The organism is Sphingopyxis sp. Root154 (genome assembly GCF_001427105.1).
GTDB lineage: Bacteria > Pseudomonadota > Alphaproteobacteria > Sphingomonadales > Sphingomonadaceae > Sphingopyxis.
On sequence record NZ_LMGI01000001.1, the window covers coordinates 1,031,063 to 1,043,562 of the forward strand.

At 63.6% G+C, this 12,500-nt stretch carries 13 protein-coding genes and 1 pseudogene; 5 read left to right on the forward strand and 9 right to left on the reverse strand.

Annotated features, from left to right (window positions below):
- Positions 1-111 precede the first annotated feature (111 nt).
- The 3 genes from ASD73_RS04595 (at position 112) to ASD73_RS04605 (ending at position 1,361) form a co-directional block, all read left to right on the forward strand.
- A complete protein-coding gene (locus ASD73_RS04595; RefSeq protein ID WP_056368758.1) occupies positions 112-492 on the forward strand; it encodes a hypothetical protein in 381 nt (126 codons plus the stop codon).
- 2 nt (positions 493-494) lie between these two features.
- Positions 495-794: a CtrA inhibitor SciP gene (gene sciP / locus ASD73_RS04600; RefSeq protein WP_037518529.1), complete on the forward strand. Its 300-nt coding sequence runs from the start codon at positions 495-497 to the stop codon at positions 792-794.
- A 288-nt stretch (positions 795-1,082) separates the two neighbouring features.
- Positions 1,083-1,361, forward strand: coding sequence for a hypothetical protein (locus tag ASD73_RS04605; RefSeq protein WP_235534131.1), 279 nt, complete (start codon positions 1,083-1,085; stop codon positions 1,359-1,361).
- Positions 1,362-1,570: 209 nt separating this feature from the next.
- Here ASD73_RS04605 and ASD73_RS04610 read toward each other — a convergent pair whose 3' ends face one another.
- A complete protein-coding gene (locus tag ASD73_RS04610; RefSeq protein ID WP_056368755.1) occupies positions 1,571-2,212 on the reverse strand; it encodes a GNAT family N-acetyltransferase in 642 nt (213 codons plus the stop codon).
- Between the two features lie 168 nt (positions 2,213-2,380).
- On the opposite strand from ASD73_RS04610, the gene ASD73_RS04615 reads away from it, so the two are divergent.
- The gene (locus ASD73_RS04615; protein WP_056368753.1) at positions 2,381-2,722 is read left to right on the forward strand and encodes a helix-turn-helix domain-containing protein; all 342 of its coding nucleotides are present in this window, start codon (positions 2,381-2,383) and stop codon (positions 2,720-2,722) included.
- 247 nt (positions 2,723-2,969) lie between these two features.
- A complete protein-coding gene (locus ASD73_RS04620) occupies positions 2,970-4,202 on the forward strand; it encodes a hypothetical protein (protein ID WP_056368750.1) in 1,233 nt (410 codons plus the stop codon).
- Here ASD73_RS04620 and ASD73_RS04625 read toward each other — a convergent pair whose 3' ends face one another.
- The 8 genes and pseudogenes from ASD73_RS04625 to ASD73_RS22710 form a co-directional block, all read right to left on the reverse strand.
- Positions 4,203-6,830: a DEAD/DEAH box helicase gene (locus ASD73_RS04625; protein WP_056368748.1), complete on the reverse strand. Its 2,628-nt coding sequence runs from the start codon at positions 6,828-6,830 to the stop codon at positions 4,203-4,205.
- Complete coding sequence (locus ASD73_RS23130; protein ID WP_235534133.1) at positions 6,830-7,342, reverse strand: hypothetical protein; 513 nt, start codon at positions 7,340-7,342, stop codon at positions 6,830-6,832. Before ASD73_RS23130 ends, ASD73_RS04625 begins: the two co-directional genes overlap by 1 nt.
- 12 nt (positions 7,343-7,354) lie before the next feature.
- Positions 7,355-7,426 (reverse strand): annotated as a pseudogene (locus tag ASD73_RS23135) (DNA methyltransferase); the annotation flags it as partial.
- Positions 7,414-8,361, reverse strand: a complete 948-nt coding sequence (locus tag ASD73_RS23140; RefSeq protein WP_235534135.1) for a site-specific DNA-methyltransferase — start codon at positions 8,359-8,361, stop codon at positions 7,414-7,416. The gene ASD73_RS23140 and the pseudogene ASD73_RS23135, both read right to left, overlap by 13 nt.
- Positions 8,361-10,184 carry a translation elongation factor 4 gene (gene lepA / locus ASD73_RS04635; RefSeq protein WP_056368747.1) on the reverse strand — a complete coding sequence of 608 codons (1,824 nt, stop codon included), beginning with the start codon at positions 10,182-10,184 and terminating at the stop codon, positions 8,361-8,363. Before lepA ends, ASD73_RS23140 begins: the two co-directional genes overlap by 1 nt.
- A 45-nt stretch (positions 10,185-10,229) precedes the next feature.
- A complete protein-coding gene (locus tag ASD73_RS04640) occupies positions 10,230-11,114 on the reverse strand; it encodes a hypothetical protein (protein ID WP_056368745.1) in 885 nt (294 codons plus the stop codon).
- The gene (locus ASD73_RS04645) at positions 11,102-12,172 is read right to left on the reverse strand and encodes a HEAT repeat domain-containing protein (protein ID WP_056375946.1); all 1,071 of its coding nucleotides are present in this window, start codon (positions 12,170-12,172) and stop codon (positions 11,102-11,104) included. The genes ASD73_RS04640 and ASD73_RS04645 overlap by 13 nt, the downstream gene beginning before the upstream one ends.
- A 68-nt stretch (positions 12,173-12,240) precedes the next feature.
- Positions 12,241-12,387: a hypothetical protein gene (locus tag ASD73_RS22710; protein WP_156377285.1), complete on the reverse strand. Its 147-nt coding sequence runs from the start codon at positions 12,385-12,387 to the stop codon at positions 12,241-12,243.
- Between the last annotated feature and the right edge of the window lie 113 nt (positions 12,388-12,500).

Consider the following 12,500-nt stretch of genomic DNA (forward strand, 5'->3'; position numbering starts at 1 on the left):
TGCCAGCTTTTCCGCGCAAAGTGTCAAGATATTGACGGGGGTTAAGCTTCGCTAACAGGGTCTGAAACGGGCATTTACGGGACCTTAGCTCCTCTGGCGTAGACGAGTCGCATGAACTTCGTTCCATCCGATCTTCCGCGCATCGCCGGTGCGGCCAAGCTGTCAAAGCCCGGCTTCGACATCATATTGGCCGTGTCCAGCGCACGCCAGGCCGCCCTCCCGACCGTGCGGCAGCTGCGCACGCAGGCGCATCGCGAACGCCATGCGGCGAAGCTTAACGCCGTGCGCCACATATTTTGCGGGACGCGCGCAAGGGCGGAACAAAAAGCCCCGCGCGTCGTTCGCTTCTTCGATTTGTCCGACGATCCGAACGCCCTGCCCGAAACTATGAACGGCCTGTTTACCAGAGGATTTCAGCCGATGTTGAACCCCTCTGATCTAGATACGAATGCGTCGGACATACCCCCCTCCGACGGTAATAATGTGGAATGACTATGATCGAGAATCAGAAAATCCGGCCCGCACAGGTTATCGGCCCCCTCGGGGAGCCGTTGACGCTGGACTCGCTGCCGCCCCCGTCGACGACCCGCTGGGTCGTGCGCCGCAAGGCAGAGGTCGTCGCGGCCGTTAACGGCGGACTCCTTTCCGTCGACGAGGCGTGCGAACGCTATGGGCTGACCCTCGAGGAATTTGCCGGCTGGCAGCGGTCGATCGACCGCAGCGGCATGCCCGGACTGCGCGTCACGCGCATCCAGCACTACCGCGACCTCTACGAGCGCCAACAGCGCTTCTAAGGGCCGCGGGACCGGACCAGGCATGAGAGAGGGCGCTTCGGGCGCCCTCTTTTTTTGCCGGGGCCCATGGATGGACAGGTGCGCGTCCGGACGCTCGCCGGATGGCTTGACGTCGTCGGGTACGTCTATGCCAGGGTAAGGGATGCTCCCTGAATTCCCACCCCCAAACAACGCCGCATCAAAAGAAATACGCGCGATTTCATGCTCTTGACGTTTTCTTTGCAACCCTTCCGTTCACCCCGCGTTAAGCCTCCAAGTCAACTTTGGGAGTCATTCAATATGCGTAAGATGTTCATCACCCTCGCCGCCACCTCGGCCCTCGCACTCGGCGCCTGCCAGAGCCCGGCCGCCGATAAGGTCGAGGATCAGGCCGAAGCCAAGGCCGACGTGATCGACGAGCAGGCCGACGCCATGCCCGAAGGCGCGGCCAAGGAAGCAACCGAAGCTAAGGCCGATGCCGTCGAAGCCGCCGGCGAGGAAAAGGCCAACGCGATGGACGACAATGGCGAGATCGCCCCGTCGGAAGTCGCCCCCACCACGCCGCCGGCCGACCCCGCTAAGAAGTAAGGGCTGCCTGCCCTAAAGGGCAGGGTGAAGGGCGCCGGTTCATTCCGGCGCCCTTTATCGTGCATATTTTCGCGGACCTGTGATCTCGATCACCCCCGCCCCGGGCAATCGCGGATATTGACCCTGAACGGGACGGGAACTCGCTTTCAGCGAACCATTTCACGGACCACCCTTCCGCCGCCACCAGCGACCCAGGGCGGCGGGAGGGACTAGCCGCCGGTCTGTTCGAGCCCGCGCAGCACATCCTGCACCCCCGGCGCGTCGCTGTCGGCGCGCAGCGCCGCGATCCCCGCCGCGACATCGAGCTTATAGTCCGCGACCCCTGCCGACTCGCCCGCCCACGCCGCATCCAGCGATTTCACCAGCCGCCGCGCCGCGGCATTTTCCGACAGCATATGCACCTCGAGCATGTCGAGCCCCTCGGCATGACAATGGACAAGCAGCGCCGCGGTCATCATCCGCGCCAGCCCCCGCCCCTGGAATGCGTCGAGCACCGCAATCGAAAATTCGCCCACCGGCCCGCCCGCCCGGTGGCGCACCGCATGCACCGCGCCGATCGGCGGCTGCCCCGGGCATTCGGTGCAGATCGCGCCCCACGCGATATGGTCGTGCCCGTCGACATCGGCGAGCCGCTCGACCACCGCGTCGGGCAGCACCGGCGCGGGCGAAAAAAAGCGCAGATAGCGCGACTCCGCCGACAGCTTCGCGATTCCCTCGCGGATCAGCGGGGCGTCGTCGGGAGTGATCGTGCGCAGGCACACCGCGGTGCCGTCGTTCAGCGTGCAATGCACCGCGATGTCCTCGATCCGCGGATAAACCTTCACACCTGGCTGCCCGTCCGTCGCGGTCATCGCAGTCTCCTGTCCCCGCACGATAGGGGCACCGCGCCCCGCCCGCAATCCACCCGCTTGGCGGCTCGCCCTACGCATTTCTCCCCGCCATAATCGGTGAAATGTTGAAAGCCGGACCCCCCTTAACTTTGGTATGTTGCACCTCGAAGTCGAAAAGGTTGCACGTCTGTGATCCACGCCCACCCGGACAGCGGCACACGCTATGAAGTGCTCGGCGACCGTCTCGCGCGGCTGCGTCAGGCCAGGGGGCTCAGCAAGACCGACATCGCCGGCCGGCTCGGCGTCACCGTCACCTCGATCTGCTATTGGGAACAGGGCCGCTCGCGCCCGCGGCTCGCGCGGCTGCAGGCGCTCGCCGACCTCCTCGGCACCTCGCCGACCGAGCTCTTGAGCCGCGACAGCGCGCCGGGCAGCGACCATTTGTCCGACCTCGTCACCCGCATGCGCGCCGAAATCGCCCACGCCGCGGGCACCACCCCGTCGAAGGTGCGCATCACGATTGAGATGTAGGCGCCCGCGCCGTCACACCCTCCCCCCTTCGTCGCCCCGCCCTGACACGGGGCGGCGTTGGGCGCGCCTCCTCTCGTCCCACTGCATCGTCATCCCGGACTTGATCCGGGATCCAGCTAACCGCGCGCAAATGGACCCCGGATCAAGCCCGGGATGACGATGCAGCGGGGCTCCAATTTTCCTCTTTCCTATATTGTTCCCATATGGTTCGTTTATAAAATTCAAACGAACCACAGGAACCAAGCTCATGAAACAGGAAATCCTTCCGCCCCTCCCCGCGGTCATCGACGCAGAGGCCGACCCCGCGATCGACGCCGAAGACCTCCCCGAAGAACTCGCCTTCACCCCCGTCGAACAGCGCAGCAAGCGCTGGACCGGCATCACCGCGCAGAAACAGCACCTCTTCATCGCGCATCTCGCCGCGACCGGCGCGGTCAGCATGGCGGCCAAGATCGCGGGCCACTCGACCTCGGCCTTCTACCAACTGCGCAAGCGCGACGACGCGGGCAGCTTCGCCGCGGCATGGGACCGGGCGGTCGAGGCGGGCGCGCGCCGCGTTGCCGACCTGCTCATGGAATATGCGATCTATGGCGTGCCCGAGACGCTGTCGAAGGAAGGCCGCGTCATCCTCGAACGCCGCCGGCCGAACGTGCGCGCGATGCAGCATATCGCCGCGAGCCGCTTCCCCGAATCCTTCGGCGCCGGCATCAACCCCGTCGACGCCCCCGCCACCGCCCTCCCCCACGCGATCCGTCGCCTGCGCGAGAAATGGCAGGCCGAGTGGGAGGCCGAGCGCCAGGCGCGGCTGATGGAACGCAATGCCCGCGCGAACCGGCAGGACACCGACCTCGACGACCGGCTCCGCACCATCCGCACCGCCTATCAGCGCAGGATTTCGCACGACCCCGTCAAGCGCGCCGCGTGGGACCTGCTCACCGGCCCCGGCACCGATTGGGCCGCGGTGCGAAAAGCCGACGCCTATATCAACCCGCAGAAGCACGAATGGCACATGCACCACCCCGACATGATCGTCCCGCTGTCGGCCGGAGCGGGCAATGTCGACTGGGAAGAGGCCGAGGGCGGCGACCTCTCGAACCCAACCCCGCCGCCCGCCGACCATGTCCGCTGGACCGAGGGCGGTGAAGAGGACGAGCTGTGGTTCGACCGCTTCGAGGAACATATGATCGAGGGCGAGGCCGGCGAAAGCGACCTTGCCAGCGGCAAGATCACCCGCGGCGACGTCCGCATGGCCGCCTACACGCTGCGCGAGCGCGCCGAGGGCTGGCAACAGGCGCGCCCGCCCGTGATCCAGCACCCCCACGACTTCCTCGCCGACACCCACAGCCAAAGCGGTCCGACCAGCCGCGACCGCGACGCCGCCCGCCGCCGCGCCGAGCGCGAGATCGCGGCGCTCGAACGCGAATGGAACGCCGCCTACAGCGAGGCGAGCTGGGCGGCGTGGAAGGCGGGGACAAAATAGTTAAGCCAAAGCCGCTCGGATTTGCGTCGCCACGTCGCGCCCATCTTTGTCGTCCTTCCACACCATGACAAATCGCATCTTGCCGCCGCTCACCTCGGCGGTGCGGCGCCCAATATTGTCCTTCTCACGGTCATATTCATCGACGCGTCCCTTGGCTTCGATGACGAAGACACTTCCATCCCGCAGTTTCGCCACAAAATCGGGAAAGAAATTGCCCTTGGACGTGGGGAGCGAATAATTGCCCGGCATCGCTTCGCCATTGCGGACCCATGTTTCGACTTCAGGCAAGCCATCGATGATCCGCGCGCACTCCACCTCGAAATTGTTGAGCTTCCCCATGCGCATATAATAGTGACGGTTTGGTCGGAACGAACCGCTGTAATAGGACGCCGCGTTGTAAAAATAAGGCTCAAAACGAAACGCCGACTCGTCCGAAACCAGCGGCTCGCCAAGCCCCTCGAGGAACATTTGCACACCCTGCCGGGCTGTTTGCTCGCGAAGCAGCTTTACCTTGTCGCTAACCGCGCGGCGTAAAGCATATTTACCCCGAACCAGCACCGCCAGCGGCATCCTGCGAACATCCAAAAGATGCTGCACAACCCGGCGGCAATATTCCAGATATACAGGCTGTGACGTGTGAATTTGCTTCGTCCAACGGTCAAGGAAACGCGACAACGCCGCAGCGTCCCAGTCAGTCGCGTCATCAAGCGCCAATTCGATCTGCTCGTCGATATTGCGGCAGATGATTGTGTCGCCTTCGATGTCAAAGGCAAAACCTTCGCCCGTCTCGCTATAATGGAATGCCGGAAGCTCCGCTTTCCCCGGATCGTCGAGCAAATCCCAACCGGCCAAGTCGATGAAGGTCTCGGTCTCGGCAAGATCCAATTCGCCTTGCACCGACAGTTGCAGCCGAGGAACTTCCAGCTTCACGCCCCGTTCGGCCGGCGATCGCGCTGCCGCAGCTTGCTCGATATAGCGCTCAACCGACTCGATCGATCCCGGGACGAACGGCTCGATCGCCGCCGCAACTTCGCGCTGCACCTCCTCCGGCGCATCCTCCGCGACGGTCAGCGCAACACCGCCCTCGCCGTCGTCGGCCATCCGCGTCGCTCGCTGCGCTTCAGGCGACAGGTTCGAAATATCGGGACGCGACGGCAAACGGTGCACGGGCGCCGCTGGTCTCCGGAACAACGGTGAATCCCCGCCGTCCAATTGCATTTCAGGCGGCGTTTCGATGATCGCCTGCCGTGCGCTGCGCTCGTCAAAGCCCATTTCGGTGAGCTTGTCGGTCAGAGCCTGCGCCGCCGTCGCAAAATTAGCTTCGGACACATGAGCATAGGCGCGGTTCAGTTCCTCCGACACCCGCCTTTGTGCAAAGGGCATGCGAAGAACACGGCCAAGAAGCTGTTCGACCGCGCCCGCTGACCGGATGCTCGCGACCGAGCAGAAAATATAGGCAAAGGAACAGTCCCAGCCCTCCTTCAGCGCCTGAACGGTGATGACATGTTCGACCTTGCACGCCGGATCGAACAGGTCGACGCCATCCAGTCCGCGCTGGTCACCCGTCGCGACGACAATCGCCTCCTCAGGGATTTTCTCGACCTCGATCAAATGCTTCTTGAGCAATTCGACCGTCGCCTCCGCCCCTTCGGTCTGTGGCTGCGCCTGATACAGCGCGATCGGGCGGATGCGCCCGGGATCGCCCCGTCCGATCGGCTCCAACGCCGCCCGGTTCATTACCGCTGCATTCACCGCCTGTTGCCAGCTGCCATGCTGGGTCAAATGGATCGGCATCTTGATCATTTCCGCGTTTTTCAGCTCCAGCGCACTGGCAGCGGAAATGACGTTCGATCGCGGCTTGGGCGTTGCCGTGAATTCGATGATCGCCGATGGATTCAGTCGCTGTTTCACGTTGCCCGACAGGCCGGTCATGAAATTATGCGCTTCGTCGAGGATCAGCAGGGGGCGCTGCCGGTGCAACAGATTGGCAAAGCTGTATTTAACATCACCCCGACGCGGACCGCTGTCTTCGACCTCCAACCCTTCGCCCATCCGGGCATCGCGGAAATGCCGCTCCAGATTTTCGTCGGTGCTGTACACATTACGCATATTGGTGTCGTTGATGCGGAACGTCTGCATCGTCCCGACAATCACCACCGTCTTGTTGATGAAATCCTGCGGCGCGATCTGCCGCCGCTCCTCGACGTCAAAAACCGCGATCGCGCCAAACGCATCCTCCAGCGCCAGTCGATAGGGGTGGCGCGGCTGTTTTAAAGCATCGATCGTCTGCGTCAGGATCGGGTTCGAGGGAACCAGCCACAACACCGGCACCTTCGGCCGCTCCATCCACTCGTCGGCGGCGATCTTGACCGCATGCGCCGCGAGCAGCGTCTTGCCACCGCCCGTCGGCAGGCGAATACAGCAATAGGGTGCCTCGCGTTCCAGTCCCTCGACCGCCGAATAGCCACCCCTGGCAAAAGCGGCGGCGCCGTCATCGCTCACTTCATCGTCGCTTTCGATGCGCGCGATCGTCGCCGCATAGGCTGCCCCGAAATCCCCCGAACGGCATTGGCGGAAGAAAAAGCGAAGCTGCGCCAGCGCCCGGTCTTGATAAGGCTTGAGCAGCATCAACGCGCCTTCACGTCATAGGGGGTCTGCTTGAAATCGATCCCCTCCTGCTTCAATCGCGCGGCACTCAACTGGCTCGCCTCGCCATAAATGGTCATCGGCCCGGCAAAACCGTCCGCCGCCTCGCGGATCAAGCCAAGAGTTACACTGGTTAGCACATTGCCCCCCTGCGGCCTTTTGTCTCCGAGTATGCCGTTATAGAGCAACGCATAACCGCGCCCGTCGTGCGTGCCGAGAAGAGGCGACGGGCTGGCGGCGAATGAAAGCGGCGTCCCCGTCTCCGAAAACCAGACATGCGCTGCGAGACTGGCGAACGAGATACCAGCCTTGATCCGCCCGTCAGCGTCGAACACAGGCTCGCCCAGCCGATAGAAGGCGAAGCCGCCGCCGCCCTGCCAGCCCACTCCTTGCGAAATCCCACCTTGTTCGCCTTCAATCACCTTATTCATGCGCGGCGCGCAATGGGTAACGGCGTGCTCGCCCATCTCGATGCCGATCCAGCGCCGCCCCATCTTGTGAGCGACGGCCGCCGTCGTGCCAGAACCGAGGAAACTATCGAGAACGAGATCGCCCGGATTCGTCGCTATTTGAAGTATACGGTGGAGAAGAGTTCGGGTTTGGGAGTCCCGAAGATATCGTCGCTGCCGAACAACGCGATGATTTCCTTCTTGGATTCTTGGGTATTACCGACTTCGTCATTTGTCCACCACGACCAAGCCGTCCGCCCTTCCTGCTCTCGCAAGTAAGTCTTCTTACGAGGCATTCCCTTCCCGTCTTTGCCAAACCACATACGGCCTTCGGCGAGTAGGCGCTTGAACTCGGGTTCGATTGTTACCCAGCATCTTCCGGGAGGGGGGGAGTACGTCACTCCGCCGGGCGTAACGATTTCGTACATTTGATTGGGTCGATATCCTTGCGCAGAAAAATTGGACGAAGAAGTCCAAGGACCGCGAGGATCATCATCAGGGTTCTTGAATTCCGCCAATTGCTTGGGCGTCAAAGGAAGCTTGTTAGCACCACTTTGGAAGGAACCGCGAGATCCTTCATAAACGTGAATGTGATCGTGAGCATCGCCCAACGCCAGCCGGTTATCGGGACCAATCCGCTTTTGCCAAAGTACATTTACTACAAAATTCCGCCGCCCGAATACCTCGTCCATGATGACCTTGAGATAGTGCCCCTCATTGTCATCAATCGATACCCAAATACTTCCGTCGTCGGACAGCAGCTCGCGCAACAACTCTAATCGAGGCCAGATCATAGCCAGCCATTGGCTGTGCTCCAGATTGTCGTCGTAGTGCTCAAAGGCCGACCGGGTATTATAGGGCGGGTCTATATAGATGCATTTCACCTGTCCCGCATAATAGGGCAACAGGCTCTTCAGCGCTTCAAGATTATCGCCTTGGATCAGCATATTGCCGCTAGCTTGATCGCCGGCAGACAGGACTGGATCTGCCTCTAATAGACGATAGGGAACACTGGCTGCCGCTTTGATGTCCTCTCCGCGTGTCAGCCAGTCAAGCGTCGGCATTAAGCGTCATCCCCCATCCGCAATGCAGCAATAAACGCTTCCTGCGGAATGTTCACATTCCCATATTCGCGCATCCGCTTCTTGCCCTCTTTCTGCTTTTCGAGCAGCTTTTTCTTGCGGGTCGCGTCGCCGCCGTAGCATTTGGCGGTCACATCCTTGCGCAGCGCGGCGATGGTTTCGCGGGCGATCACCTTGCCGCCGATCGCGGCCTGGATCGGGATCTTGAACATGTGGCGCGGGATCAGGTCCTTCAGCCGCTCGCACATGCCGCGGCCGCGCGTTTCGGCGGTGCCGCGGTGGACGATCATGGAGAGCGCGTCGACCGGCTCGTTGTTGACGAGGATGCTCATCTTGACGAGGTCGCCGGGGCGGTGGCCGATCTGGTGATAATCGAAGCTGGCGTAACCGCGGCTGATGCTCTTGAGCCGGTCATAGAAATCGAACACGACTTCGTTGAGCGGCAGTTCATAGGTGATCTGCGCGCGGCCGCCCACATAGGTCAGATTCTTCTGCACCCCGCGGCGGTCCTGGCACAGCTTCAGGATCGGGCCGAGATATTCGTCGGGCACGTAAATCACCGCCTCGATCCACGGTTCCTGAATCTCGTCGATGCGGTTCGGGTCGGGCATGTCGGCGGGGTTGTGGAGCTCGATCTCCTTCGCCGCCTCATTCTTGGTGTGGCCGAGCTTGAGCTTGTAAACCACCGACGGCGCGGTGGTGATCAGGTCGAGGTCATACTCGCGCGTCAGCCGCTCCTGGATGATCTCGAGGTGGAGCAGGCCGAGGAAGCCGCAGCGGAAGCCGAAACCGAGCGCGGCGCTGCTTTCCATCTCGAAGCTGAAGCTCGCGTCGTTGAGGCGGAGCTTCTGGATGCTCTCGCGCAATTTTTCGAAGTCGTTCGCGTCGGTCGGGAACATGCCGCAGAAGACGACGGGCTGGACTTCCTTGAACCCCGGCAGCGCCTGTGCCGCAGGCTTTTTGGCGTCGGTGACGGTGTCGCCGACGCGCGCCTGCGCGACGTCCTTGATCTGCGCGGTGATGAAGCCGATCTCGCCGGGGCCGAGTTCGGTGAGCTGCTCGATCTTCGGCGTGAAACAGCCGACGCGGTCGATCAGGTGGGTGGTGCCCGCCTGCATGAACTTGATCTGCTGGCCTTTTTTCAGCACGCCGTCGATCACGCGGATCAGGATGACGACGCCCAGATACGGGTCGTACCAGCTGTCGACGAGCATCGCGACGAGCGGCGCGGTCGCGTCGCCCTTCGGCGGCGGGATGCGCGTGACGATCGCCTCGAGCGCTTCCTCGATGCCGATCCCGGCCTTCGCGCTGGCGAGCACCGCGTCGTCGGCGGGCAGCCCGATGATGTCCTCGATCTCGGCCTTCACCTTGTCGACGTCGGCCGCGGGCAGGTCGATCTTGTTGATAACCGGCACGATCTCATGGTCGTGCTCGATCGACTGGTAGACGTTCGCGAGCGTCTGCGCCTCGACCCCCTGCGCCGCGTCGACGACAAGCAGTGCGCCCTCGCACGCCGCGAGCGACCGCGACACTTCATAGGCGAAGTCGACGTGGCCCGGGGTGTCCATCAGGTTGAGCTCATACGTCTCGCCGTCGTGCGCCTTATACTTCAGGCGCACCGTCTGCGCCTTGATCGTGATCCCACGTTCCTTCTCGATGTCCATATTATCAAGGACTTGCGCCGACATCTCACGCGCGGTCAGCCCGCCCGTGAACTGGATCAGCCGGTCGGCGAGCGTCGACTTGCCATGGTCGATGTGCGCGATGATCGAGAAGTTGCGGATATGCGAAAGCGGAGTGGTCATGCGCCGCGCCCTAGCAGCGGAAAGCCGCGCTGTCAGCAGGCTAAGCTATTGCGCCAGCCAGCGCCGGCAATCGTCGCGGACACGCGCGTCGCTGTCGGCCATTCCGCGCTTCAGCACCGCAGCTCGCGCGTCGCCTTCTTCCACAGCCGCCAGCGCCGCGGTCGCATTCGCGCGCACCCGCGGCACCGGGTGCGCTTTCGCGAACTGCTCGGTCACATCCCGCCCATTCTCGGTCAAATGTATCGCGCAGCGGAGCAGCATTTCGCCGCTCGTCAGCGTCGGGCGCTTCGCAATCGTGCCATGGTCGAGATCGACAATATATTGGTCACGCCACGGAACATGTTCGCCCTCGTCCATGATGTTGAGGCTGACCGAGAGGCTTTTGGGAGGGAGTTGGCTGTGGATGTCGCGGTGGGCGCGGTAGAGCATCATCTTGCCCTGGCTTAGGCTGCTGCGTTCGACGAATTTGAGATTCAGCGGCTCGCCGAGGCAGCCGTCGACGGTTTCGGGGTCGTAATCATAATAGTCACTGACATAGCCGGGGCCGAAATAGCCGGCGGTGAGGAAGCTGAAATTATGGTCGTGCGGGACGCCGTAGGAGAAGGCTGCGGGGCCGCTTGTCGTGTAGGCGGCGTCGCGTTCGGAGGGCCATAGGTTGGCACGGAGGTAAAAGCCGCGCGGGCTGCGGTGGAGGAGGAAGACCTGTGCCGTATAGCGGTTAAGTTCGAGCTGGTTCGTATAGCTCGCCTTGAGGGCGTGGCTCACGCGGTCGGCGAGGAAATCGCGGTTGCGCGACAGGCCGGCGAGGAGGTCGGTGCAGCGCGCGATGCTCGCCTCGTCGGTGAGGACGACGCCGCTTTCGTCGAGGCGGGCGGTGACCTCTTCGATGTCGAGCGCGGGGCCGGCGGGCGGATCGATCAGGCGCGGCATGAGGCACGATCGAGCGTATGCGGCGCCGGTTTGGGGGTGGATGGCGCCGGGCTTGTGCACGGCCCCGGCCCTCCACCCCGCTCCCGCCCCGTCTCACCGGAAGGCAGGGAGAAGAGCGCGTGCGTGGCGGCGGCGGCGCGGCGAACCTCGGGATGCGGATCGCGCGCCGCCATCGCGGCGAGGTGCGGAAGCGCCGCCGCGGGGTCGAGCGCGACCAATTCGCGCATCGCGTTCCAGCGCGCGGCGAAATCTTCGCTCGCCGTCTCGGCAATGAAGAGCGGCGCGGCGTCGGTGCGGCCGAGCTGGCGCAGCAGCGCGAGCGCCATCTGGCGAAAGCTGCTGTCGCGGCGCGAGGCGCTGATATGGGTCAGGCGGCCGCTTGCGATGTCATAGGCGCGGATCGGGAGACGCGACGGCGGCTGGACGGTGAGTTCGAGGAGCAGGACGTCGTGGCCGGTGCCCTGAAGCGTGAAGCTTTGGCGCGCAGTGTCGAGGATCAGCGTCTCGCCTGTCCGCAACGGGCGCGGCGGCTGAGTGAGGCATGGAGCGGCGTTGCTGGCGGTGAAGCCGCCGGCCTCCTCGGCTGCGCTGACCGCCACCGCATACGCGCGAAGCTCTGCGCCGCCGCAATCGAGGACATGGATCGCCGCGCGGCCGGGGACGAATACCGCGGTGCCGGGCGCGGCGCTGTTCGCGGTGTACGGCCGTAGCTGAAGCGTCAGGCGAATCGCCCCGCTATCGGCGAGAACCAGTCCGCCGGCACCGCCATCGCTGCCGCCGACCATCCGCATCGGCGGACGCGCGAAGGGGTCGGCGGCGAGCAACGCCAGCGCCGCATCGAGCCGACCGCGAAGCCAATCGGTGTCGGCGAGCCAGGGGAGAAGGCGCGCTATCGCGACATCGGCGGAGGCGTCGGCGAGCGCCGCGATGGCGGTCACCAACCCGTCGGGGGCGGCGTCGGCCGCTCTCCATGCAGCGTCGAGGTCCGAGACCGCGCGGCGCATGGCCAGACGGCGCGCGACATTGGCGCGGGGGAAATGGTCGTGGCGGGATGACATGATGGGTATCGCGAAATGCGGGGAACGGAGGGCGCCGGGTTGGTGGCGCCCTCCGTTCCCGCCGCAACTCAATCGTAGACGATCAGTGCGATGGCGACGGCGAGTTCGAACACCGACGGCCCCGACGATGCACTTTCGCCCATCAGCGAGCCGAACAGTCCGACCGCGGTGTCGAGCAAAGGCAGTGCCTCGATATCGATGGTTGGCAGACCCATATTCCCCTCCTGTCCTGATCGGCGGCGCGACCTGCCGCCCGGAACATGGGTAGGAAGGCGCGGGCGCGCTTCCCAGTTAACTTATCGTAATCGCGGTCATGTCGCTGGTCGAA